This window comes from Paraburkholderia lebeckiae (genome assembly GCF_050436325.1).
In the GTDB taxonomy this organism is placed as follows: domain Bacteria; phylum Pseudomonadota; class Gammaproteobacteria; order Burkholderiales; family Burkholderiaceae; genus Paraburkholderia; species Paraburkholderia tuberum.
Window position 1 is genome coordinate 3,043,785 of record NZ_JBNDLZ010000002.1, and the last position, 20,272, is coordinate 3,064,056.

17 protein-coding genes and 1 pseudogene are annotated in these 20,272 nt (G+C 57.5%); 14 read left to right on the forward strand and 4 right to left on the reverse strand.

The features are described 5' to 3' along the window. Positions 1-287 precede the first annotated feature (287 nt). The 8 genes from OKW44_RS17360 to OKW44_RS17395 all read left to right on the forward strand — a co-directional run bounded on the left by OKW44_RS17360 (position 288) and on the right by OKW44_RS17395 (position 8,249). Positions 288-500 (forward strand): hypothetical protein, encoded by a 213-nt coding sequence (locus OKW44_RS17360; protein ID WP_162634064.1) that lies wholly within the window; start codon positions 288-290, stop codon positions 498-500. Then, positions 484-2,574 (forward strand): hydantoinase/oxoprolinase family protein, encoded by a 2,091-nt coding sequence (locus OKW44_RS17365; RefSeq protein ID WP_018423115.1) that lies wholly within the window; start codon positions 484-486, stop codon positions 2,572-2,574. Before OKW44_RS17360 ends, OKW44_RS17365 begins: the two co-directional genes overlap by 17 nt. Further along, positions 2,571-4,256: a hydantoinase B/oxoprolinase family protein gene (locus OKW44_RS17370; protein WP_018423114.1), complete on the forward strand. Its 1,686-nt coding sequence runs from the start codon at positions 2,571-2,573 to the stop codon at positions 4,254-4,256. Before OKW44_RS17365 ends, OKW44_RS17370 begins: the two co-directional genes overlap by 4 nt. A gap of 76 nt (positions 4,257-4,332) precedes the next feature. Next, a complete protein-coding gene (locus OKW44_RS17375; protein ID WP_018423113.1) occupies positions 4,333-5,055 on the forward strand; it encodes an ABC transporter permease in 723 nt (240 codons plus the stop codon). Then, on the forward strand, positions 5,055-5,780 hold the full coding sequence (locus OKW44_RS17380; protein WP_018423112.1) for an ABC transporter permease: 726 nt from the start codon (positions 5,055-5,057) through the stop codon (positions 5,778-5,780). The genes OKW44_RS17375 and OKW44_RS17380 overlap by 1 nt, the downstream gene beginning before the upstream one ends. Further along, on the forward strand, positions 5,777-6,556 hold the full coding sequence (locus OKW44_RS17385; protein WP_018423111.1) for an ABC transporter ATP-binding protein: 780 nt from the start codon (positions 5,777-5,779) through the stop codon (positions 6,554-6,556). The genes OKW44_RS17380 and OKW44_RS17385 overlap by 4 nt, the downstream gene beginning before the upstream one ends. A 39-nt stretch (positions 6,557-6,595) precedes the next feature. Then, complete coding sequence (locus OKW44_RS17390) at positions 6,596-7,468, forward strand: transporter substrate-binding domain-containing protein (protein WP_018423110.1); 873 nt, start codon at positions 6,596-6,598, stop codon at positions 7,466-7,468. A gap of 124 nt (positions 7,469-7,592) precedes the next feature. Continuing rightward, positions 7,593-8,249, forward strand: coding sequence for a GntR family transcriptional regulator (locus OKW44_RS17395; RefSeq protein ID WP_018423109.1), 657 nt, complete (start codon positions 7,593-7,595; stop codon positions 8,247-8,249). Between the two features lie 21 nt (positions 8,250-8,270). On the opposite strand, the gene OKW44_RS17400 is transcribed toward OKW44_RS17395, so the two are convergent. From OKW44_RS17400 to OKW44_RS17410, 3 genes are all read right to left on the reverse strand, one after another. After that, positions 8,271-9,179, reverse strand: coding sequence for a MurR/RpiR family transcriptional regulator (locus OKW44_RS17400; protein ID WP_204357163.1), 909 nt, complete (start codon positions 9,177-9,179; stop codon positions 8,271-8,273). A gap of 219 nt (positions 9,180-9,398) precedes the next feature. Next, positions 9,399-9,944 carry a cucumopine synthase-related protein gene (locus tag OKW44_RS17405; protein WP_018423107.1) on the reverse strand — a complete coding sequence of 182 codons (546 nt, stop codon included), beginning with the start codon at positions 9,942-9,944 and terminating at the stop codon, positions 9,399-9,401. Continuing rightward, positions 9,945-10,364: a DUF3830 family protein gene (locus OKW44_RS17410; RefSeq protein ID WP_018423106.1), complete on the reverse strand. Its 420-nt coding sequence runs from the start codon at positions 10,362-10,364 to the stop codon at positions 9,945-9,947. Between the two features lie 14 nt (positions 10,365-10,378). Here OKW44_RS17410 and OKW44_RS17415 point away from each other — a divergent pair, with 14 nt between their 5' ends. From OKW44_RS17415 to OKW44_RS17425, 3 genes and pseudogenes are all read left to right on the forward strand, one after another. Beyond that, the gene (locus OKW44_RS17415; RefSeq protein ID WP_162634063.1) at positions 10,379-10,564 is read left to right on the forward strand and encodes a hypothetical protein; all 186 of its coding nucleotides are present in this window, start codon (positions 10,379-10,381) and stop codon (positions 10,562-10,564) included. A 51-nt stretch (positions 10,565-10,615) separates the two neighbouring features. Further along, positions 10,616-12,148 (forward strand): histidine ammonia-lyase, encoded by a 1,533-nt coding sequence (gene hutH, locus OKW44_RS17420; RefSeq protein WP_204357162.1) that lies wholly within the window; start codon positions 10,616-10,618, stop codon positions 12,146-12,148. Positions 12,149-12,159: 11 nt separating this feature from the next. Beyond that, positions 12,160-13,458: pseudogene (locus tag OKW44_RS17425) on the forward strand (urocanase-related protein). 229 nt (positions 13,459-13,687) lie between these two features. Here OKW44_RS17425 and OKW44_RS17430 read toward each other — a convergent pair. Further along, positions 13,688-14,818, reverse strand: coding sequence for a porin (locus tag OKW44_RS17430; protein WP_018423100.1), 1,131 nt, complete (start codon positions 14,816-14,818; stop codon positions 13,688-13,690). A 1,950-nt stretch (positions 14,819-16,768) separates the two neighbouring features. Between OKW44_RS17430 and OKW44_RS17435 the strand changes: the two genes are divergently transcribed. From OKW44_RS17435 to OKW44_RS17445, 3 genes are all read left to right on the forward strand, one after another. Further along, a complete protein-coding gene (locus tag OKW44_RS17435; protein WP_018423099.1) occupies positions 16,769-17,548 on the forward strand; it encodes an ABC transporter ATP-binding protein in 780 nt (259 codons plus the stop codon). Between the two features lie 40 nt (positions 17,549-17,588). Next, the gene (locus OKW44_RS17440; RefSeq protein WP_085952364.1) at positions 17,589-18,461 is read left to right on the forward strand and encodes a transporter substrate-binding domain-containing protein; all 873 of its coding nucleotides are present in this window, start codon (positions 17,589-17,591) and stop codon (positions 18,459-18,461) included. 375 nt (positions 18,462-18,836) lie between these two features. Next, positions 18,837-19,955 carry a muconate/chloromuconate family cycloisomerase gene (locus OKW44_RS17445; RefSeq protein ID WP_051103833.1) on the forward strand — a complete coding sequence of 373 codons (1,119 nt, stop codon included), beginning with the start codon at positions 18,837-18,839 and terminating at the stop codon, positions 19,953-19,955. The last annotated feature ends 317 nt before the right edge of the window (positions 19,956-20,272 follow it).

The window sequence follows — 20,272 nt, forward strand, 5'->3', positions numbered from 1 at the left end:
TATTTGCTTTTAGAAAGTTATTATTCTATGACCGGACCGGAAAAAGCTGACTGTCAGATTGCGACGTTCGCTGAGGGGACCGACATTCGTATGAAGAGAGTTTGCTCGCCCGTTCTGTTTCTCCGCCAGCGGCACTTCTGCAGCACAGCGGCGCGTGACACTAAAGGCGCGTTCAACAACGGGCATGACTTCAGGACGAGAACAGTTACGAAATTCCAACAACCACGTCGATTGTTGGCGGCGCCCGACAAACGGACCGGAACCAGCGAAGCAAGGAGGAATAGGCGATGGAAGGGCAAGACCTGATTGCGAAAAACACCAAGCCGCGGATGCTTGACGGAAACGCATGCGCCCGTGGCGCTCCAGGAAAATGGGCGCAGGTTATCGCGGGAATAGCGGATTTTTTTGAACCAATAATGGCGCCAATTTGGACGCCATTTGTTGACTGTCAGTTTCATGTAATCTTTATGGAGCGCACTATTCATGCTCAGCACGATTGAGGACCGCCTGCGCCTTCGGGTGGGCGTCGATTCAGGTGGCACTTTCACTGACATCTGCATGTTTGATGAAGCCAAGGGTGACATCTTTGTCTGGAAGGTGAGTAGCACCCCGCAGGACCCCTCGCTTGGCATCGCCAATGCGGTCGAGCAGGGACTGCACGAAGTATCCCGGCTGTCAGGGCGCGAGACCGAGGTGCACTACTTTGGTCACGGTACGACCGTTGCAACGAATGCGCTCATCGTCGGCCGGGGGGCGGAGACTGGCCTTATCACGACGTTGGGATTTCGCGATGTGCTGGAACTGCGTCGGCAAAAGCGCGACGCGCTTTATGACCTGCAGACCGAAAAGCCAAAGCCCATCGTTTCGCGGGACCGGCGCCTTGAGGTCCCAGAACGCATGCTTTTTGATGGCACTGCTCTTACGCAACTCGACGAAGACGCCGTTCGCGCGGCCGCACGAAAGCTCGGAGGCGAAGGCATCCGCTCGATCGCAGTATGTTTCCTGTTCAGCTACGTGAATCCCGAGCACGAGCTGCGGGCGAGACGTATTGTCGAGGAAGAGGTTCCCGGCGCGTACGTCAGTGTCTCGCACGAGGTAGCGCGCGAGTTCCGTGAGTATGAGCGGTTTTCCACGACGGTCGTGAACGCCTACCTCGGGCCGATCATCAAGAACTATCTACAGCGGCTCAAGCCGCGTCTGGACGAGATTGGTGTTAATTCGCCGGTGCACCTCACGCAGTCGAACGGCGGCATCATTTCGTCCGAGTCGGCGCAGCGCTTCCCGGCACGTACTGTACTTTCAGGGCCGGCTGCGGGGGTGATGGGCACGCTCGCCATCGCGGAATCCGCGGGATTCCCGAGCCTGATTACGTTTGATATGGGGGGGACGTCGACGGATGTCTCTCTTATCAAGCACTGTGCGCCGATCATGTCGAATCAGGCTGTCGTGCATGGACATCCGCTCAAGCTTCCGATGCTCGACATTCATACGGTTGGCGCGGGCGGCGGTTCCATTGCTTACGTTGACGCTGGAGGACTGCTGAAGGTCGGACCTCGGAGCGCGGCTGCCGATCCGGGGCCTATCTGCTTCGAGCGTGGCAACAACGATGAACCCACGGTTACGGATGCAAACGTCGTCCTTCAAGTTCTGAATCCGGTTGCGCTGCTGAACGGCCGGTTGCCAGTCAACCAGGCTAAGGCAAAGGAATCCATCGCGAAGCTGGGCGAGCGTCTTGGACTTGGCGTGATGGAGACCGCGCAAGGCATCATCAGCGTGGTCATTGCCAACATGGCAAAAGCGATCCGTGTCGTTTCAGTTGAGCGAGGTCACGACCCCCGGGACTACGTGATGTTTGGATTTGGCGGGGCAGGCCCGATTCACGCGTCAAGACTCGCTCGCGCGCTTGACATGCCAAAGATCGTAATCCCGAAGTTCCCCGGCATCATGTGTGCACTTGGTCTCCTCTTGACCGACCTGCGCACTTCCACGTCGTTGAGCCGCCTTCTGCCGCTCGACGTTGCGAGTTGCGCAAGTCTTCAGCAAGGCTTCGACGAACTGGAGCAACAGATCTCGCAGTGGTTTGAGGAAGAGGAAATTGAGGAGGAGCGCAGGGTCGTCGCGCGCTCGCTGGATATGCGTTACGGCGGTCAGGGATTCGAACTGACCGTGCCTTGCCCCGGCGGCAAATTCGACAGGCAGGCAATCGAACAGCTTCGAAAATTGTTCGAGGATGCTCACCAGCTCGCCTATGGTTATGTTGCGAGCAACGAAGCCGTTCATGTCACGACCTTGCGGGTCAGTGCTGTCGGCCGCGTCAAGAAGGCCGAGTTCCGGCCACAGCCGGACGCTGTTACGCAGGCAGCCGATGCAATCGTCGGTACACGCGAAGTATGGATCCCCGAGGCGGGTGGCGTGACTGATTGCCCGCTGTACGACCGCGAAAAACTCGGACCTGGACACACTGTCGACGGCCCGGCAATTATCAATCAGATGGACTCGACGACCCTGGTTCTACCGGGCCAGACCGCACGCGTCGATTCTTTCCTCAACCTGATCATCGAGGAGCGCGCATGAACAGCAGCGAGTCGGCCGTCGCCACGTCGGCCAACGTTCAAACTTCGAAGCTCGACCCGATCACTGTCGCGGTGATCGGCAGCGCGTTATCTACTATTGCCGAGGAGATGGGCAAGGCAGTCATTCGTGCAGCCTATTCGACCAACATCAAGGAGCGGCAGGATTGTTCCACGGCACTGTTTGACAGGGCTGGCCATACGATTGCCCAGGCCGAGCATATCCCCATTCACCTGGGGTCGCTCCTTGGTATCGCCGGGTATGTACTCGAGCACCACGACATGTCGACAATCCGGCCTGGGGACGTGTTCATCGGCAATGACGCTTACACGGGGGGCGGCACGCATCTAAATGACATCGTGCTGATGGAGCCGGTGTTTTTCAGGGAGGAGCTGGTTGGTTGGGTCGCAAATCTGGCGCATCACTCGGATTTCGTCGACCGCGGCCACGCCCATATCTTTCAGGAAGGGCTTCGCATCCCGCCCGTACGGCTATACAAGGAGGGGGTGCTCCAGGACGATGTGATGGATCTCATCCTGCTCAACTGTCAGGTGCCTCATGAGCGCAGGAGCGATTTTCGGGCGCAGATGGCAGCCAATCGCCTCGGTGTGCAGCGCTTCCAGGATTTGTGCGAGCGTTATGGAAGCGATGTTGTGGAGCAGGCTTCCGTGGAGATCCTGAACTACACCGAACGACGGACGCGCGCCGGCATTGCTCAGATCGCAGACGGCGTGTATGAATTTGAGCACGACTTCGATACAAATCTGGTTGACGGCATCGTTCATCTCAGGGTTCGGGTAACCGTGCAAGGCGAAGAGCTGTATGTGGATTTTCCCGACGCACCGCCGCAGTACCGGGCTCCGGTCAACATGGTTTTCACGGCTTTGCAGGCGACCGTATTCTTCGCCATAAAGGCGTTGGTGGACCCTGATATCCCGGCGAACTCCGGATTTCACCGACCGATTCACATTTCCGCGCCGCTTGGCAGTGCATTGAATTCCACGCCACCGGCAGCGGTTTACAGCCGTACGGACTTTGCAGGCCGCCTGGTCGACATGATATTCGCCGCTCTGGCTCCCGTCGTGCCAGAACGGGTTGTCGCTGCTTCAACAGGTGGGATTCTGCTAACGACGAGTGGCACGCATCCGCGTACCGGCCGCTTCTACGTCTACAACGAAATGCAGGGTGGTGGCATGGGCGCACGGGCGTCCAAGGATGGACTCGACGGTGTTCAGGTGAATACGACCAACACGGCTAATTTGCCTATCGAAGCACTGGAGACGGAGCATCCGGTCCGTGTGGAGTGCTACGAGCTTGTGCAGGACTCCGGCGGCCCCGGCGAATACCGCGGTGGGATGACAATGAGGCGCAGGGTTCGCGTGCTTGACCATACGGCAAATATCTCTGCCGGCGGCACCAATAGCCTCCTGTCACCATACGGCATCTTTGGCGGGCACGGCGGAACGCCTGCCCGCGTCGAAATGCCGAAAGACGCGCCGCCACTCGAGCGACGTAACAGTGTCCTCCAGGCCGGCCAGGCAGTTGGAATGGTGGCGGCGGGTGGTGGCGGCTACGGAGACCCCAAGCGGCGCTCCCGTGAACTCGTGCTTCGTGACCTCAAGGAAGAACGAATCTCGAAGGCCGCAGCGGTGGACATCTACGGGCTTGACCCCGCCTTGCTGTAACCCTCTGGCGCCGCCCGCGTTATCCCGGGTGGCGCCAGGTCGGCGAAGCTCGGACGTCTATTAGGACATAGTCATCGTGAATCAGTTGAACTTCTTTCAGGTCGTTGGATTCGGGCCGAACGGCTGGGGCTTGACCTTGCTCGGCGGGGCGGCCGTCACTCTGGCGGTAGCGCTATGTGGAATGTTGTTCGGCATGCTTATCGGAACGCTCGGCGCATGGGCGAAGGTGTCGAACTGCAGGCCGCTCGCCAGCATTGCTGACGCATACACGACCGTGATCCGCGGACTACCGGATCTGCTCATCATCTACATCATCTACTTTGGTGGAAGCGCCGTGCTGACGTGGTTGCAGCCGCTGTTCGGGTCATCCGGCTTCGCTAATTTCCCCGGGTTCCTCGCCGGTACCATTGCAATTGCCGTTACGTCGGGGGCACAGAGCACGGAGGTTTTACGAGGTGGTTTCAACGCCGTTAGCAAAGGGGAGATCGAGGCTGCACGCGCTTGCGGAATGAGACGTGGGTTGCGTTTCCGCAGGATCGTCGCGCCGCTGACAATGCGACATGCGCTGCCTGCAATGGGTAACGTCTGGCTCAGTGCACTGAAGGAATCGTCATTGCTGTCTGTGACCGGTCTGGCAGAACTCATGCGCCAGGCTCAGGTCGGATCCGGGTCTACAAGGCTGCCATTTGATTTTTATGCGGCTGCGGCGCTTATCTATTTTGCAATGTGCGCCCTATCGACTCTCGCCATCCAGCGAGTCGAGCGGAATCAGGCACGTGGCCTCACAGCGAGGGTGTAATGGATTTGTCCTTTATCTATCAGACGTTTCTCCAACTGCTACCGGGTATTCCGCTCACCGTCGGGCTTGCTGCATTAAGCGTGGTGCTGGGTGGACTATTAGGGTTCGGCATTGCCTTGCTGCGGATGTCGCCTTGGGCGCCAGCCAGGGGCTTCGCCTGGCTCTATGTACTGCTGTTCAGAAGTGTGCCGCTTCTGGTGCTGCTCTTCATGATTTACTACGGCCTGAGTCAATTCGATGCTATTCGGGAAAGCTTTTTATGGCCGATCCTGCGGCAGCCGCACTGGTGTGCACTCATCGCCTTGATTATCAACGATTCTCCTTACTCGAGCGAAATTATTCGCGGGGGATTGCGATCAGTCCGCAGGGGAGAACTGGAAGCAGCGTACGCGTGTGGAATGTCAGGACCTCTACTGATGCGCCGCATCGTCATACCCATCGCAATCAGACAGGCACTTCCCGCGTATGGAAACGAAATCATCGCAATGGTGAAAGCGACTTCGCTGGCGTCGCTGGTGACGCTGATGGACGTGACCGGTATCGCGTCCTCAATTGCCAACGACACGTATCGCCCGGTCGAAGTCTACGTTTCAGCTGGCGTTATCTATCTGATTATCAGCTATCTCCTGACCCGCGGAGTGCAGTGGACTGAGCGCCGCCTTAACCCTCACCTGCGTCCTCCGGTCATACAACCCGATTCGTTTGTTGAGGGAAAGACGATATGAGTACGACTAACACGCCTCTGCCGAAGGCGGTTGAACTGACGGACATTCGCAAGCGATACGGAAAACACGAGGTGCTCAGGGGCATCTCGCTCGAAGCGAGCGAAGGCGAGGTCATTTCGATTCTTGGCTCGTCGGGATCGGGCAAATCTACACTTCTACGTTGCATCAACATGCTCGAGGTGCCAGACGCGGGGGAAATTGCCGTGGGCGGTGAGTGTATTGAGATGTCGAATCCTGAGCTGGGCGGTGCGAGACATTACGACCATCGGCAGGTCGATCGTATCCGTGCAAGTGTCGGCATGGTGTTTCAGGGTTTCAACCTGTGGTCCCACATGACCGTGCTCGAGAATGTCATCGAGGCGCCCATTCATGTGCATCGTCGACCGCGGAAGGAATGTATCCAAGAGGCCCGGGAACTCCTCAACAAGGTTGGAATAACGAACAGGGATAACTCCTATCCGTCCCATCTTTCAGGTGGACAGCAGCAACGTGTAGCCATAGCTCGCGCGCTGGCGATGCGCCCTTCACTGATGCTGTTCGACGAACCGACGTCGGCCCTGGATCCGGAACTGGTCGGCGAGGTACTTCGCGTGATGCGGAAATTGGCTGAAGAAGGCCGCACAATGCTCATCGTCACGCATGAGATGGGCTTTGCGCGCGAGGTGTCCAATCGGGTGGTGTTTGTGGATCAGGGGACGGTGAACGAAGAAGGCACACCCGACGAAATGTTTGGATCAGGGGGCTCTCTCCGTCTTCAGCGCTTCCTTGCCGGCTAGCTTTGCTTGTGCGCAATGAATGATTTTAAAGGATACGAAATGAAAAGCTGGATGAAATACCACTCGCTCACCGTCGTCCTCTCAATAGTATCGGCGAGTTTCGTCGCTCCTTCGCTTGCACAGGCCGATACCCAGACCGCGCTGAAGGAGGTACGAATTGTGACCGAGGGCGGATTCCTGCCATGGAACTACACAAAAGCTGATGGGACTCTGGCGGGCTTTGAAATCGATCTGGCGCACAATCTTTGTGACCGGATGCACGTTAAGTGCACGATTACGGCGCAGTCCCTGGAGAGCATTATTCCGGCGCTGAACGCAGGGAAGTACGACGCAATCATCGATGATCTCGCAGTTACGCCAAAGCGCGAGGAGGCAATTGCGTTCTCGATACCCTACGCATCTCTCTGCTATACGTTCGGGACGTTGAAGGGCAGTGACATTGCGAAAAAGCTGCCGGTGGACAACAGGAAAATTTCGATGAACGACGAGTCAGCGTCGAAGAAAGCCCTCGAACAGGTGAGCGTTGCGCTTGCGGGGAAGGTGTTGGGCACCCTCTCCGCGGGTACATCCGTGGAGTTTGCAAAAACCTACCTCAAGGGCGTCTCGGTGCAGCAGTACAAGAGTCCTGAGGCACGTGATCTGGACCTGCTGGCCGGCCGGGTAGATGCGGTGGTTGGTTCGCAGGATTCACTGATGGGAACGGCCGCGAAGCGAGGCAATGAAAACATGGTGCTGGCTGGGGCATGCTTCGAGGGCGGTGTTGTTGGCCACGGATCTGCGGTGGGGCTCCGCAAGGGGGCCGCACAACTGAAAGCGATGTTCGATCAGGCTATTCGCGCTGCGAAGGCCGACGGTACAATTAAAAGGCTTTCGGAGCAGACTTTCCATATGGATGTAACGCCGACGCCATAATCTTTGGGTTTTCCCGATGTTTCCAGGCGCCACATTGGATGGCTCCCTGCAAGAAACATCGGGAGCATTCTTTTCAACGGACCCGAACATTTCACGATATTAGCTCTTGCGCAAACAGAGAAGCATGAACAAGTTATCAAGCAACGGACAACGTGGGGCACGCTTCCGGGCCCGCGAGCTGGCGAGCATGATCGAGCGGGACATTACCTCGGGGCGTCTTGGTGCAGGCGCATGGCTCAAGCAGATAGAGCTCGAGGAGGTATACGGCCATTCGCGCCTCGACGTACGGCAGGCCCTGGAACACCTGGTCGAACGTGACGTCGTTGAATCTATTCCTAACCGCGGCTATCGGGTTCAGGTCTTCACACAGGAGCGACTGCACAACGTCCGACAGATTAGAGCGATTCTGGAGGTCTCAGCGGTGGAGTCCGTCATCGGTAAAGCAGACGCCAACGAAATTCGCATTCTTAACCAGCTGGCGCAGGCTTTTTCCGATGCGATCACCTTGGGAACAGCGGCCGAGCAGGAGGAATGCAACAGAGCATTTCATCACCGGTTGCTGCGCCACTGCCCCAACAGCGAACTGGTCAAGATGATTTTTGACTTGCGCGACCGGATTCCAGTGGCAGTGAGGCGCGAGAACAATACGTCATTCATGCTGGCCGGGGCCGCGCAAGAGCATTTTGATATGGTCAGGCACCTGGCGGACGGAAATCATGACGCCTTGCTTGAAACGACGCGCCGTCATGTGCTCGTTCTTGGAGGTCCGCATAACGCGTAAGCGCTGGCGAAAACGAACTCATTAGCGAATGAACACCTTGCGGCGGCGCGAAGAACGATCGCCCGCTTCCAGGCGCTTTTCGGCGCGCTCTGGTATCGCGTCACACATCGCATCGAGAAGGACTGTGACGAGAAAACTGCTGGCGACCGAAGAGTCGAAGACGAGCGTCGAGTGGATGCGTGCTGCCAGACTGAAGTCGGGAGCGATCCCTTGGGAAGAGAATGCCGGATCTGAGACAACGCCTAGCTTGAGGCCCAACTGCCGGGCGAACTGAAGGGCCTGAATCGTCTCTCGCGGGTATAGGGGCATTGCAAATGCCAGGATGCATTTTGCTCCTGCAGTCGAGGCCTGTTCCAGTTGGTCCTCAGCGAGAGATCCGCCATTGGTGATAAGGCGGACATCAGGGTGAACCTTCGATGCGAAATAGGCAAACTGGGTCGCAAGGCCGGCGGAGGCACGAATTCCATAGACGACGAGCGGGGACGATTCGGCAAGTGCATATCCGAACGCCTTGATCCGTTCGATGTCCGCGAGCTGCTCCGACACCTCGGCAAGGTTCCTTGCTTCCGCAGCGGCCGCGGCCTGGAACTTGTTTGCGTTTGCACCTGCGCTGGCTGAAATCGCCGGATCCGAAAACGAGCGAAGCGAGCGGCGCATTTCCTGGAAACCGTCGAATCCCAACGCCACGGCGAAACGGGATACCGAGGGCTGGCTGACGTTCGCGAGCCCAGCCAGCTCCATGCTGGTGAGAAAACCGATATCGGCTGCGTGATCCACCAGTATTTGCGTGATCCGGCGGTGGGCGGGTGTCAGGCGTTGTCCTTCCAGCCGGCGTTCCAGCTCGCCGCGCAAGGACCCGGAAGCAGATGTGTCCTTCGAGTTGGACGCGGAAGATTTTTTGGAACGCGTTTCGCGGGCTACGCCAGCCAAGTTGGCCTCCGTGATTCGAACAGGGAAGTGTAACAAAGTTGGCATGTTACCCGAAAGCCTTGATGGTTGGTGCTCCGAAACCTGACTGGCCGGCGAATTGAAAGGGGGAGGGTAACGGTATATGTGTTTGCACTCTCCGGCCAGACGGCCATTGCGGCCGGAGAGTTCGTGCGCGTGCCCCCGACAAACCTGTCAAAGGCAGCGGCTACGCTCAAACGGTTAGACCTTGGCGAGCACCGCAGAAATCGCGGCGACTTCTTCAGGCTTGCGGTGCGGGAAAGCGACCCCAAGGTTCCACGGGAAGATGAAGTGAATCCAGCGATGCATGCGGACGACGTAGGTCATCATGGCACCGGTGAGTTGAACGTACTCCTCCTTCGTCTCCAGCGTGTCCATCGCGTCGCTGTAGATCTGGCCAATCTCGTGCATGTTGGTCAGCCCGAGGTCAGTCATGAATTCGAAGACGTTGAACGTACCCGTGAGGAACTCACGCGTCATCTTCACCAGCGTTGAAAGTTCCATGTCCGGATACTGTGAAACCTTCAGGAAGCGGTACATGACGTCGGCGCCAACCAGCATGAGATACGCCTCAAGGTGTACCAGCACGCTAAACGACTGCTGACCGCTACCAGCGCCGCTATCGATGATGCCCCAACGGATTTTCTGGATTTCATCGGGCTCCGAAAGCCACACTCGGTCGATCTGGCGGTCGATCTCCTGCTTCGCCTCGCGCCAGTGTCCTTCGAATTTCCTGATTGCAGACATTTAAGCGACCCTCCGGACCGTAGTGTTAACGAGATTCTTTCGCGGCTCTGCAACCGTCTGCTCCCAGACATGTTCACCGAGCTTGGCCAGTTGCGGCAGATCGCTCTCGAGCACCTGGCCGAACTTGTTGACCAGTGCGCTCTCAGTAATCGCGCCATACGTCAGGCAGATGGTCTGGCCCGGCGCGTAGAGGTAGACCGCTCCAGGCGAGCGCTTCACCATATTCGTTTTGCCGAGGTGCACGATCTTCGTCGGCATCCAGATTGCCTCGCCCGAAATGACGACGTGACCGAGCACGCTGTTAAGGGGCAGTTGGTTGAGGACTTGTGCTACGACGTCGGGATTGTCTTGCGCCAGAAGCTGCACGCGGAACTTGATGTCCGGGCCCGGTGCATGAAATTCGAGCAGGTCAGATGACATGGATACTCCGTTGGATGAAAGCTTTCATTTGCGATGCAGATAAAAGAATAAAACAATTCATTCAAGGTGGCAACCGGTTTTTGCCCTGCGGCGTCGTGCAGGGCATACTGGTTCGAGGTCTTTCCCGGAATGCCATGCGGCAGCACGGACGAGCCGCGCGCGGTAGCCGTGCCAAAAAACACAGCAGGCTAATTGAATGAAAATATACATTCATGTATAGTGACTTGGCCATTCATGCAAAGGAAATTGCGATGATCAAGTTGACGCCGGGAAAATTGACGTTGGGCCAGTTGCGCCGTGTAGCGCGTGAGGATGTTTCGATCGAGCTGGATCCCGACAGCTACGAGGCGATCGATGCGGGGGCCCGCACGGTTGCCGAGATAGCAGCGAAGGGGGCTCCCGCTTACGGCATCAATACGGGGTTTGGGCGGCTCGCGAGCACTCACATTCCGCGAGAGCAGCTGGAGTCACTCCAGCGCAACCTCGTGCTCTCGCATTCTGTCGGCGTCGGCGAGCCGATGACCCGTCCGGTTGTCCGGCTTCTGATCGCCTTGAAGCTGTCGAGCCTCGGTCGCGGCCACTCGGGGATCCGCATTGAGGTAATGAACGCGCTGCTCACGCTTTTCAATGCCGATGTCCTGCCGGTGATTCCGGTCAAGGGGTCGGTCGGTGCATCGGGCGACCTGGCTCCCCTTGCGCACATGTCGGCAGTGCTGCTGGGTGTCGGTGAGGTGATCGCCAGGGGCGAGCGCATGAGCGCAACGGAAGGGCTGAAACTGGCCGGCCTGAAGGCGATGACGCTGCAGGCGAAGGAGGGGCTTGCACTGCTCAACGGCACGCAGGCGTCCACCGCTCTTGCGCTGGATAACCTGTTCAAGATTGAGGACGCCTTTCGCACTGCGCTGGTGGCCGGTGCGCTCTCAGTGGACGCCGCATTGGGCTCGGTCAAACCCTTTGACGAGCGGATTCATGCGCTGCGCGGTCATGCCGGCCAGATTGACGTCGCGGCCGCTTACCGAACGCTTCTTGAAGATTCGGCAATCAACGCGTCCCACGTCGATTGCTCAAAGGTGCAGGACCCGTACAGCCTGCGCTGTCAGCCCCAGGTCATGGGGGCATGTCTGGACCAGATCCGGCATGCAGCCAGTATCCTGCATGTCGAGGCCAATGCTGTTTCGGACAATCCGCTTATTTTCCCGGATACCGACGAGGTCATTTCGGGCGGCAACTTCCACGCGGAACCGGTCGCATTCGCTGCGGACAACCTCGCCATTGCCGCCTCGGAAATTGGCGCTCTCGCAGAGCGACGTGTGGCGCTGCTGATTGATTCGACGTTGTCGGGCCTGCCGCCGTTCCTCGTGAAGGATGGCGGCGTGAACTCGGGCTTCATGATTGCCCACGTTACTGCGGCGGCTCTCGCCTCGGAAAACAAAACGTTGGCGCATCCTGCCTCGGTAGATTCGCTGCCGACCTCGGCGAACCAAGAGGACCACGTGTCCATGGCCACGTTCGCAGCGCGCCGGCTGGGCGATATCGCCGGAAACGTGGCTGATATTCTGGCCATCGAACTGCTTGCCGCAGCACAAGGTGTCGACCTGCGCGCACCGCATGAGACGAGCCCCACCCTTAAACGGGTTATCCGCGATATCCGCCGCAAGGCTGTTCACTATGACGCGGACCGTTATTTTGCCCCTGACATTGCGGCCATCGGCACGATTGTGAGAAGCGGTGAGATTGCAGCGCATGCTCCGTTTGCTTTTGCATCACAGGCGGCAGGCGCTTGAGGAACCCGGCGATGAACCGTCCAAAGCATATCCTGCACCCCTGGCCGACGTGCATAATCTGGCGCGCGGCGCGGTGCTCAGAAGGTATCGCTAAGACCTGACTCGCGGAAAACGCCCACCGGATGATCCAGGATAATCTGGATCCCGAGTCGTCGAGCATACGCACGCACCGCGGTGTACGGCGGCATTGGTCGCGTTGCGCGCAAGTGGGAGTGCGTCGACCAGTCCCCAGCGTCACTGAAGGACTAGAACGAGAATGTGATGCTGCTTATCCAGTCGGCGCAAGCCCGTGCGCGTGTTCTGCACGCACGCTGATGAGCCGCGCGTGCTGCTCGCGAACTCCAACCCCGTGCCGCACCGGAATACGTGGGAGCATTTTCACGAGCCGGACCGCAAGGGCCTGATGACGTACGGCCAGATAGCGGCGGGCAGCTGGATCTACATCCGCTCACAGGGCATCGTGCAGGGTGCCTACGAGAGGTTCTACTCGTGGTGAGCCAGCGCTTCAACGGCGACCCGGAAGGCCATTGGGTCCTGACGGGCCGTCTCGGCGGCATCAGTGCGCGCAGCCGCTCGCAACGACCATGGCGGGCTTTTCGATGATCGCGGTGCAATACCACGAGACGTGTGTCGACTCCGCCTGAAAACGCGCTGCGTAGACCGCAAGGCGAAGGCGATCGGTGAGGCGCTTGCCATCGTCGAGGCGGGCGAAGCGCACGGGCAAGTCGGCCTTGTTGGGCGGCTGGGCAACGCCGCGGACACATTTGCCGAATTCGTGAAGTGCGGCATCGCGCCCGGCTGCGTGACCGACCACACGAGCGCGCACGACCCGATCAACAGCTACCTGCCGCAGAGCTTGACGGTGGAGCAACGGCGTGAAGTTCGCAAAGTCGCGCGCGGGGCCATTATCAAGCCCGCGATGTAGTCTATTGGCCAATCGGGTGCGTGCCATGCTGACTTTGCAGGAGCGCGGCGCGGCCAGGCTTGACTACGACAACAACATCCACCAGGTGCCACTGGAAATGGAGGGTGGATAGCGGGTTTGATTTCCCACGCTTCGTGCCGGTGTACATCTACAGGATCGCCCGAGAGTGCCACCCAGCGGAACGGACCCTTGGTCGCTGCTGAACCCGACGGGCGGGGTGTCGTGGGCGTCGCTGCATCACGGCGGCGCCGTGGGCGTGCACTCCATCGAGCATGGAGGCGTAGTGAATGTGGCCGAAGGCACGGCGGCGGGGCACAAGCGTCTGAGCTGCGTACTGCAAAACGCTCCGGCGACGGGCGTGGCGCGCCATGAAGACGCTGGCTAAGATCTCGCACACCAGACGGCGCGTAAAGCGGACCTGAAGCTGCCGGTGCTGCGCCGATGACTCAGGCAGACGGAATGTGTATCGCGCGGCAGACAGGGCTGCGCGGCGCAAATCTGGTGGGGTCGCCGTGGAGGAAGGGCGGCGACGTCACGCGCGAGATCGCGGCGGCGCATGCCGGCGCCGCCCCGGGAGCGGGCCTACTGCGTCTGCGTGCCTTCATTCGGCACTATTAAAAGCGATGACGCATCCCTAAGAAAACGAGTGTCTGGCTAGCGTTGCCAGCGGCCGGAAACGAATCAGCAATCACCGCTTGTGCGACCCCCAATCCGTTATGACCGGAAGCATGTCCGTATGACGCGGATGCGTAAACATCGGTACGCTTCGACAACAGATAATCGCCGGTGAGTGTTACCTGGTTGTACGTGGCCGACGAATCACCATGAGATTTCAGGAGATCGTAACCCACTTGTACCAGCACGAATGGTGTGATATTCCAATTTGCGTAGATCGAGCCATTGTTGTATCGCTCAGCGATTCGGAATTTGGAGTAGGCGTCGGGCAGATATTCCGAATAACTATAATATCCACCAAGCGTCACGGGACCGATCGAATATTTTGCCCCAGCGCGAGCGATGTTGATCGCTTTTGCCGTCGAATAAGCTTCGTTGACAGGGCTCAGGAACAAGCTGCCGTATGTTGATGTTCCACGAGTAGAAAGGGTGGGGTTCCCCTGGTCAGCGTGGGAGTAGCCTGCCGCCAACATGAGTGGCCCGGCAGTGTACGAAGTCGCGAAACTATACGTCTGCCCAGACCCCATGGAGCCAGCAACTCCACCGAACGAATACGCTGCCGCCACTCGAAACCCTGACCAAACTGGACTCAGCCATTTCACCTGGCTATTGATACGTGCGTTTCCGTCAGAGTTGTCTACATCTCCCGGAGTGGTGAAATAATAGAGGTAATTGTTTGGCTGCACGGGGTACACCAAGTCCATCAACGTATCATATTGACGTCCGGCGAGGATCGTTCCATAGGAATCCGACTTCATGCCGACATAGGCATAGCGACCAAACAATGCGCCACCCTGTTTAGCTTTGCCGTTGTTGATGTCAAAGCCGTTCTCCAGCCGAAATACGGCCTGGAGTCCGCCGCCCAGGTCTTCCGCTCCTTTAAGCCCCCACTTATTGGTTCCAATTTGCCCCCCCTGAAGGCTTATCTGCGAGTGCTGGCCTCCGGTGTTGTGCACGTACTGTATCGATTCATCCAGCTCTCCGTAGAGCGTAACCGAGCTTTGAGAGAATGCGGGAGAGCAGGCTGCAAACGACCCAGCAGCGACGAGAATGACCTTATAACTATTCATTTGTACTCCAAATTTATAATAGATCAAAAACTGACGACAACGCTACAAAGGTCCACACCGAGGTACTTGCGGGCGAACCGCATGTGAGACGTCGGTCAACTCCTGCCTCAGACAAAAAGGAATACAAATCGAGCATGACACCCCCGACCCGAGGGAACGGGATCGTTTCGATCAACGCGTTCTCTCGAGGCTTTCATAGAAAACCTGTCTCATGTTGTGTGAATGTAATATTCCGTCTGGGCCACCGGTCCAGCGTCAACCGCTGGGCCAATGCGCATGATGGTAACAATACATAAATAAAATGCAAGAATGAAATTATGCATGCATATTGCTGGTTCGGGTTTTTGCGGATAGATGCCTGGTCGCACATCGTGGGCTTGTCGACGCGAGAGAGATCGTCCGATGGCCCCGCCTGACGGTTGACGCGATAGTCTGGTGCGAGAGGTGCCGTATCGAGGCTGCAATTGCTCAGGCGAAACTGGTGCGGGTGTCCGACTGGCGTCGTGTAAACTTTTCGAGGGCGCCGCCACTTCGACTGCTTGGTGACCTGCACAGCAGCGAGCTGGAACGCCTCTACCTCTGCAGTCAAGCGTGTAGAAGGCCGTTTATCAGCCCGAGTGCAGGACGGCAACGGCTTTCCTTCACCGGCCCCCCTTATCTGCGGCGCCACCCCATTCTTGGGCTGCTCTCGCCGGCGACGCATCGGGGTTACCGTGTTTCGTGAACGTCAGATCGAGTAGATCGGCCAATGGCATCGGCACTGCGCCCCCGGTCAACGTCTTGCCGAGGTTCCCGTGTCAGATCAGAACCTTGCCGGCATGTTCCTTCAAGGCCGGGGCCATTTCAACGGGCCGAATAAGGATGCAACTGATCTAGCATAACCGTCGGAACGCAAGCTTTTCTTGGCAAACGGGGGGCCCCGCCGTCCCCGTCGACGTCGTCGGTACGGGTCAAGCAGGCGGTGGTCGCCGATCGTTATCTTGTTTCAGGCAGTGCATATCAACCACCTGATGATCGGGCATGAGGGCCTGTTTTCGCAACAGCGCTTTCTGCACAGGCTGAGGCGGCGACCGTCCCTGCGGGATCGTCTACGTTACCCACCGGTGCTTACATTGATTGGCATGGCGCGACAGTTATCGACCTTCTGCCCGCACGCTATGTCTGCTTCAGTAGCTTTTCGTGCGGCTTCTTTAAGCGGCATTAGCCCCTTTCTTCAGCATCGAGGCATGTGCCCGCGCACGGCGGGTGGTCCGGTGAGACGTGGCAGCAAACGCCCACGGACGGTTGTAGCCCCGCACGAACCACAGCAATCCCTTCGTGGCTCGATGGTGCGCTAACCTTTTCGTGCGGTGCCCTCATGCTCTCATTCCATCTGCGCAAGGTCGGCAACTCGCTTCAGGGTTAACTCTCTTCCATAGATGAATGAATACTTTTATTCTTATATGCATGGATTGATGATATTCGTTCTGGCGAGTCGCCGTCAGGGCCGGTCGTCAGGAACAGGTAGATGTTTCTATGGCTTTTCCTACGGAAATCGTATTGGTAGGCTTCCGAGCGAGATCATTCGTGGCGCGTCGTGGTCCGTTCGTAAGACGGAATTCGAAGCATGATCCGCCTGGGGGATTCCCCGGAGATTGTTGCTGATGCGAATGGATTGCCGTACCGATTGCAGCCAGACCGACGTTTCCTGGGAACGGTAAGCGAAATCATCGCCATGGTAAAGGCTATGTTTTTGGCATCCTTTGTAAGTTTCATGGATGTAACTGGTATCGCGTCGACCACTGTCACTGAAATGGAACGCCCCGTTCGAAGCCTGTGTGTCGACAGGAATTATCTGTCTTGCCATTAACTTACTTCTGACTCGGCTGGTGCTGTGGATTGAGCGAAGTCTCGATCCTCATCTAGGTGTTCCGGCGATGAACAAACAGGCTTCTTGAGGGAAAAGACAATATGAACGCGAGTAGTGGGGCACGTCCGAAGGCCGTGCAACTCACGGACATCCGTAAGCGATACGGCACTCTTGAGGTCCTCAAGGGTATTTCGCTCGAGGCGAGCGAAGGTGAGGTGATTTCGATACTCGGCTCTTCAGGTTCAGGCAAATCAACGCTACTTCGTTGTATCAACATGCTTGAGGTTCCTGACGTCGGGGAAGTTGCGGTCGCTGGCGAGCAGATTAAGATGTCAAACCATCGGGCGGCAGGGCAACGACTTTACGACCATAGACAGGTTGACCGTATTCGCGCAAATGTTGGCATGGTCTTTCAGAGCTTCAACCTGTGGTCTCACATGACGGTGCTTGAGAACGTCATCGAGGCACCCATCCATGTTCATGGTCGACCGCGCAAGGAATGCGTCGAAGAAGCGCGGGAACTCCTCAACAAGGTTGGAATAACGAATAGGGAGAACTTCTATCCGTCCCATCTTTCAGGTGGACAGCAGCAACGTGTAGCGATAGCCCGCGCACTGGCGATGCATCCTTTGCTAATGCTTTTCGACGAACCCACATCAGCATTAGACCCGGAACTTGTTGGTGAGGTACTTCGGGTGATGCGTCGGCTTGCAGAGGAGGGCAGAACTATGCTGATCGTTACTCATGAAATGGCTTTTGCTCGGGAAGTTTCGAGCCGCGTAGTGTTTGTAGATCAAGGAACAGTAAAGGAAGAAGGAACACCGGATGAAGTGTTCGGTTCCGGGCGTTCCGTGCGTCTTCAGCAGTTTTTGGCCCGATAGGCTTCGCTTGTGCGCAATCAACAACTTTTGCAGGGTGAAAATGAATAGTTTGAGGAAATACCACTCGCGCTTCATCCTACTCGCCATGATGGCCTCAGGCATCGTCGCTTTGGGGCTCGGACAGGCGAATGCCCAGAATTCTCAAAAAGAGGTGAGAATTGTCACCGAGGGCGGGTTCGTTCCGTGGAACTATACTAAACCCGACGGGACTCTGGCCGGTTTTGAAATCGATCTGGCGCGCAATCTTTGTGACCGGATGCAGGTCAAATGCACGATTACGGCGCAGTCCTTTGACAGCATGATTCCGGCGCTGAACGCAGGGAAGTACGACGCAATCATGGATGATCTCGCAGTTACACCGAAGCGCGAAGAATCGATTGCTTTCTCGATACCGTACGCGACGCTCTGCTATACGTTCGCAACACTGAAAGGCAGTGACGTCGCCAAAAAACTGCCGCTGCAGGACAGAACGTTTTCATTGAGCGATGCAGCCGCGTCCGAAAAAGCCCTTGGGGAAGTGAGGGCTGCGCTATCGGGAAAAGTGGTAGGCACGATAGCGGCTGGGACGTCGGTAGAATTTGCGAACACCCATCTGAAGGGCATTTCTATTCGGCAATATAAGACGCAGGAATCACGTGACCTGGATTTGGTAGCCGGCCGGGTGGATGCGGTGCTCGGTTCGAAGGATTCACTGATTGGAACGGCTGCGAAACCAGGCAATGAAAACATGGTGCTGGCCGGTGCATGCTTTGCGGGCGGTGTAGTTGGGCAGGGATCTGCGGTGGGGCTCCGCAAGGGGGACACACAACTGAAAGCGATGTTTGATCAGGCTATTCGTGCCGCAAAGGCGGACGGTACAATCAAGAGGCTTTCGGAGCCGACTTTCCATATGGATGTGACTCCCACGCAGTAATCTTTGAGTGATCCCGATGTTCTCCAGACGCCGTATTGGGTGGCTCGCCTGTGAGAACCATCAGGACGGGTCCGTTTTGTCGGACCGGAAATTTCCTTGATTGCTGTTCCTACGCTACTGAGAAGCATGAGCGAGTTGCCACGCAACAGACCACATCGGGGCACGCTTCGGGGTTAGCGAACTGACGAGCATGGGGATCGGGCGGGAAAGGCGAGCTGGTGACGACGGGTTTTGATTTGTGCGACCGAACTTCGGTGGCAGAGAGGCGCGGGAAGATCCTGTGAGGCGTTGCTCGAAAAGATGCGGTGCCATGCTCGGTCCTCGCGGCTCGGACTGTGAGCCCCGATATGCAGGACGAAAACGTTGAGGTTAACTATGAAGATAGCTGCTGTAGAAACATTTGAAATTCGTATTCCTTACCGACGGAACCATACCTTGAGTTCCGGGCCGCTTTATGGTGCTCACTCCGTCATCGTCCGTTTGCAAACGGATGAGGGATTGGTCGGGGCAGGCGAAGCGTCGATTCCAGGTGGGCCCGTGTGGAGTGAGGAGTCTGTCAGCTCTGCACGTGCCGTGATCGAAGAATACCTCGCTCCTGCCATCCTCGGACGGGATCCTCTTCAGTGCTCGGATGTTGCCGCCGTCATGAGCAAAACGGTTCGTGGCAATCCCTTCGCTCGCGCGGCGATCGAGATGGCATGCTTTGACGTCGCCGGTCAGGCGCTTGGGGTACCTGTTGCACAACTAGTGGGCGGCCGGCGGCGTTCGAGTGTGCCGATGGTGTGGTCGTTGGCATCAGGCGTTGTTGAACAGGAAATCGAAGAGGCCCGGGACGTTAACGAGCGGTTTGGAATTTCTCGCTTCAAGGTGAAGGTTGGCCACCTTGAAGCCGCAGCAGATATACAGCGGGTTCGCACATTGGTTAGCAATGTTCCCGAAGATTTCCAGATCCGCCTCGATGCGAATCAAGGCTGGAACGAGATGACCGCAAACTGGGCACTGCCAAGACTGCAGGATCTGGGCATCACGGTCCTCGAACAACCCTTGCCAAAATGGGACCTGGCCGGAATGGCACGCCTGAAAAAGCAGAGCCGTGTTGCCATTATGGCGGACGAATCGGCAATGAACGCGAACGATGTTCTCAACATTATTCGCAGTGCTTCGGCAGACATGATTGCGCTGAAGCTGGCGAAGGCCGGAGGCATATTGGCGACATTGCAAAGCGCTACAGTCGCGGACGCAGCGGGTCTGTCGTATTACATGGGCTGCATGATGGATACCGGGCTCGGGACCGCGGCGTATCTCCAGACTGCGTCCGCACTTAAGGACATGTCCTACGGAGCCGCGTTACCCGGACCATTGATGATGAGCTCCGATATCCTCTCGACGGAAATTGTGTATCGAGACGGGAATATCGAGGTGCCCGCAGGGCCTGGTCTTGGAGTCGCTGTCGACTGGGATGCGGTCGAACACCTCTCTAACAAGACCCGATAGCGTTCGCCGACGCTCTGCTTTGCCCAAGGCCGCGCATTAGGGGCGAAAATTATCTTCGCGTCCTGAGTCAAAGTTTGGGCCGTTAGCGAGATCTTGCCGGCAAGAAGTCGTCGCGTTGCGCATCGATTTTTTTCAGTATTTGCCGGGCGCGACGCTGATATGTATGGGCCGTGTCAAGTATCAAAATCGGTTCTCCAAAGCCTGTCGTGACGCGGTTTCCATGCAATGCATTGGTCGTGAGCGTATGCGCGCTCACGACCATACGAAACCGGGCGTCTTCGATGGTCGTCAACAACAGGCTGCCAGGCCAGGACGAG

Excerpts from the sequence above, each read along its gene's own strand:
- OKW44_RS17410 (WP_018423106.1), bottom strand. The coding sequence starts at position 10,364 with ATGTCATCTGACCTGCTCGAATTTCATGCACCGGGCCCGGACATCAAG.
- OKW44_RS17435 (WP_018423099.1), top strand. The coding sequence starts at position 16,769 with ATGAACGCGAGTAGTGGGGCACGTCCGAAGGCCGTGCAACTCACGGAC.
- OKW44_RS17385 (WP_018423111.1), top strand. The coding sequence starts at position 5,777 with ATGAGTACGACTAACACGCCTCTGCCGAAGGCGGTTGAACTGACGGAC.
- OKW44_RS17440 (WP_085952364.1), top strand. The coding sequence starts at position 17,589 with ATGAATAGTTTGAGGAAATACCACTCGCGCTTCATCCTACTCGCCATG.
- OKW44_RS17415 (WP_162634063.1), top strand. The coding sequence starts at position 10,379 with ATGAAAGCTTTCATTTGCGATGCAGATAAAAGAATAAAACAATTCATT.
- OKW44_RS17380 (WP_018423112.1), top strand. The coding sequence starts at position 5,055 with ATGGATTTGTCCTTTATCTATCAGACGTTTCTCCAACTGCTACCGGGT.
- OKW44_RS17445 (WP_051103833.1), top strand. The coding sequence starts at position 18,837 with ATGAAGATAGCTGCTGTAGAAACATTTGAAATTCGTATTCCTTACCGA.
- OKW44_RS17405 (WP_018423107.1), bottom strand. The coding sequence starts at position 9,944 with ATGTCTGCAATCAGGAAATTCGAAGGACACTGGCGCGAGGCGAAGCAG.
- OKW44_RS17365 (WP_018423115.1), top strand. The coding sequence starts at position 484 with ATGCTCAGCACGATTGAGGACCGCCTGCGCCTTCGGGTGGGCGTCGAT.
- OKW44_RS17395 (WP_018423109.1), top strand. The coding sequence starts at position 7,593 with ATGAACAAGTTATCAAGCAACGGACAACGTGGGGCACGCTTCCGGGCC.
- OKW44_RS17370 (WP_018423114.1), top strand. The coding sequence starts at position 2,571 with ATGAACAGCAGCGAGTCGGCCGTCGCCACGTCGGCCAACGTTCAAACT.
- OKW44_RS17430 (WP_018423100.1), bottom strand. The coding sequence starts at position 14,818 with ATGAATAGTTATAAGGTCATTCTCGTCGCTGCTGGGTCGTTTGCAGCC.
- hutH (WP_204357162.1), top strand. The coding sequence starts at position 10,616 with ATGATCAAGTTGACGCCGGGAAAATTGACGTTGGGCCAGTTGCGCCGT.
- OKW44_RS17390 (WP_018423110.1), top strand. The coding sequence starts at position 6,596 with ATGAAAAGCTGGATGAAATACCACTCGCTCACCGTCGTCCTCTCAATA.
- OKW44_RS17360 (WP_162634064.1), top strand. The coding sequence starts at position 288 with ATGGAAGGGCAAGACCTGATTGCGAAAAACACCAAGCCGCGGATGCTT.